Consider the following 2,818-nt stretch of genomic DNA (forward strand, 5'->3'; position numbering starts at 1 on the left):
AGGAGCAAATAAAGAACATTTATTCCATTCGAGAGAGAGGACTTTAAAGTCCTTTCTTTTGAAAAAATATCTTTATCTTTTCCCTAAAGTTGCATTAATTAGTTGAATCTAGTAAATAAAAAGTAAAACTTGTAATCAAGAAGAGTTTTAAAAGGATTAAGAATGGGTTAAAGCATAGTAAATGAAATATTTTACGAACAAACCAACGAGAACCCAAAACAAGATAAATATGATCCTTATGGCGATGAATTAAAAACCATACAGACTAAACTCATGAAACTACTTAGGCAAGTGCTACCAGACAACAACAACGGCAACAACAACTAGAATAATTTAGCGGTCATTCCGTTTGGATTATTGAACAAGATTTTTGTGCCACAACATTTGTGTCAAAATTTACAGCGTATTATAGAAAAATAATTGGTTCCGCAGGTAAACAAAAGAATTGGAAATATGGTATAAACATCATAGACTATGAAGGATCCATGCAAGCTGCAAGTGTTTTTTTTTGGTACAAAATTTTGCTTGGCAAATACCATAAAGTTTATTATCTTTAATAAGCGTTTTCTTTTAAGACAGTTTGTGCAGGTAGACCCGGAAAGGCTTGTAGATGCAAGCGGTCAGACCGTTGTTATAAGCAAACATTTTAGCGACTTCAATAGGTGAACATTGGTAAATCGTAAAAAATTAACCAAGTAAATTTTATAAAATAAATGTGATGGATAATTAAACAAGATGCGAATATGCAAACTGATTTGAGTTTTTGGATTGGCTTTAATGTATTTGTACTGCTGATGCTGGCATTGGATTTAGGAGTGTTTAACCGTAAAGCGCATGAAGTAAGCATTAAAGAAGCTATAATTTGGACGGGGGTTTGGGTAACACTTGCCATGTGCTTCAATGGGCTTATTTATTATTGGCAAGGCGAAGTAAAAGCATTGGAATTTTTTACGGGATATGTGATTGAAAAAGCATTGAGTGTAGATAATATTTTTGTCTTCGTTTTAATTTTTTCTTATTTCAAAACTCCGGCGATTCATCAGCATAAAATTTTGTTTTGGGGAATTATCGGAGCTTTAATAATGAGGGCTGCTTTTATTTTTGCAGGTGTGGCGTTACTCGAAAAATTCCATTGGACGATTTATGTTTTCGGAGCAATACTGATTTATACTGGTTATAAGATGCTTACGCAAAAGGAAATCATAATTGAGCCGGAAAAAAATCCTTTAATAAAGTTATTCAGAAGAGTAATGCCCGTAACTAATGAGTTGCATGGCGGAAAATTTTTTGTAAAACAAGACGGGAAACGGTTTGCAACGCCTTTGTTTTTAGTATTGGTGTTGATTGAAACCACCGATTTGATTTTTGCGGCAGATAGCATTCCTGCCATACTGGCAATTACCCAAGACCATTTTATTGTTTATACTTCAAATGTGTTTGCCATACTTGGCTTGCGCTCTTTGTATTTCGCACTGGCGGGAATGATGGATAAATTCCGGTATTTGTCTAAGGGACTTGCTTTGATATTAATATTTGTCGGTCTGAAGATGTCGCTGGTTGATTTCTACAAATTGCCAATACAAATTGCATTGTTGGTAATTGTTGTTATTTTAATCTTAAGCATAGCAGCATCATTGATGTCTAGTAAGAGATTAGAATAGGTTTAATCAGTCAATTGATTAGTGTTTTTGTCAAAATAACAATCAACATAAATGATAATGGATAAAATTCTTGTTACCACCGATTTTTCTTCTAACTCAAAAGCAGGTTTGCGTTTTGCCATTCAATTGGCATCACAACATGAGTACGAGTTGACTTTTTTTCATTCGTATTACATTGCAAATCTTACGTCAATGAGCGATGCTGTATTTGCTGATTATGAAAGGAAAGAAGCCGATAAAATTCAAAAAAAACTGAATCAATTTGTAGCATCGGTTTATAGTGATATGGAAGTTGTTTCCAAAAATAAAAAGTGTGTAATAAATAGTGCTGTTTTTGCGGAGAGCAATATCAGGGAATATGCCCAGGAAAATAAATTCAGTTTTATCTGCATCAGCACCAGAGGTTCCGGAAAATTTAAAAAAATATTCGGCACAAACACTTCCAGTCTAATCTCCCATTCAATAGTTCCGGTTATAGCCGTACCCCACAATTATCGTAAAAGTGAAATAAAGAGCATCATTTACGCCTCAGATCTTGTAAATCTTGAAAATGAACTTAAAAAAGTAATTGAATTCACAAAGCCATTAAAGGCAAAAGTTGAAATACTCCATTTCAATTACCCCGCCGAAATAACAACAAATAAAAAAACCATAGATGAATTGATGAAAAGAAATTCAAATCATAATATTAAATTGCATGTCGAAAATATCAATCTGGCCGAGAGTTTAATTTCAAATATAGAAGCGGTAATTAAGCAGTCAAAACCTTCCATGATGATTATGTTCACACAACAGAACAGAAGTTTTTTTAACAAAGTGTTTTTCTCCAGCAACTCAGCCAATTATTCCTTTAATGCCAAAGTTCCGATGCTCGTTTTTAATAAAATATAATTTCACTAAAAAGGATATAAACTATATATTCCATAAAGTATAACACATAAAAAAAACTCCTTAATTTCTTAACGAGTTTTTGTGGGCGATGAGGGGTTCGAACCCCCGACCACTTCCGATAAAATCGGAATGCTATGAACTAGTTGAGTTAATCCTGTTTTGAAATTAATTCCTGAATTTTAATTCTACTTTTCCAAGATTTAATTTGTAATTCTCTTTGTTGAGCTTGTTCTTTTATTTCATACTTTTCGATATAAACAACTTTC

At 33.0% G+C, this 2,818-nt stretch carries 2 protein-coding genes and 1 tRNA gene; 2 read left to right on the top strand and 1 reads right to left on the bottom strand.

Translation table 11 applies throughout. The features are described 5' to 3' along the window. Positions 1-743: 743 nt before the first annotated feature. Both ACFX5E_RS16160 and ACFX5E_RS16165 read left to right on the top strand, forming a co-directional pair. The gene (locus tag ACFX5E_RS16160) at positions 744-1,661 is read left to right on the top strand and encodes a TerC family protein (RefSeq protein ID WP_379856197.1); all 918 of its coding nucleotides are present in this window, start codon (positions 744-746) and stop codon (positions 1,659-1,661) included. Between the two features lie 57 nt (positions 1,662-1,718). Continuing rightward, the gene (locus tag ACFX5E_RS16165) at positions 1,719-2,552 is read left to right on the top strand and encodes a universal stress protein (protein WP_379856198.1); all 834 of its coding nucleotides are present in this window, start codon (positions 1,719-1,721) and stop codon (positions 2,550-2,552) included. A gap of 82 nt (positions 2,553-2,634) precedes the next feature. Here the strand turns inward: ACFX5E_RS16165 and ACFX5E_RS16170 are convergent. Next, a tRNA-Lys gene (locus ACFX5E_RS16170) sits at positions 2,635-2,706 on the bottom strand. Between the last annotated feature and the right edge of the window lie 112 nt (positions 2,707-2,818).

The sequence above is a fragment of the Flavobacterium xylosi genome (genome assembly GCF_042787345.1).
Taxonomy (GTDB): Bacteria; Bacteroidota; Bacteroidia; order Flavobacteriales; family Flavobacteriaceae; genus Flavobacterium; species Flavobacterium xylosi.

What these genes read in the sequence shown, in the direction of transcription:
- ACFX5E_RS16160 (WP_379856197.1), top strand. Translation starts at nt 744, where the DNA reads ATGCAAACTGATTTGAGTTTTTGGATTGGCTTTAATGTATTTGTACTG.
- ACFX5E_RS16165 (WP_379856198.1), top strand. Translation starts at nt 1,719, where the DNA reads ATGGATAAAATTCTTGTTACCACCGATTTTTCTTCTAACTCAAAAGCA.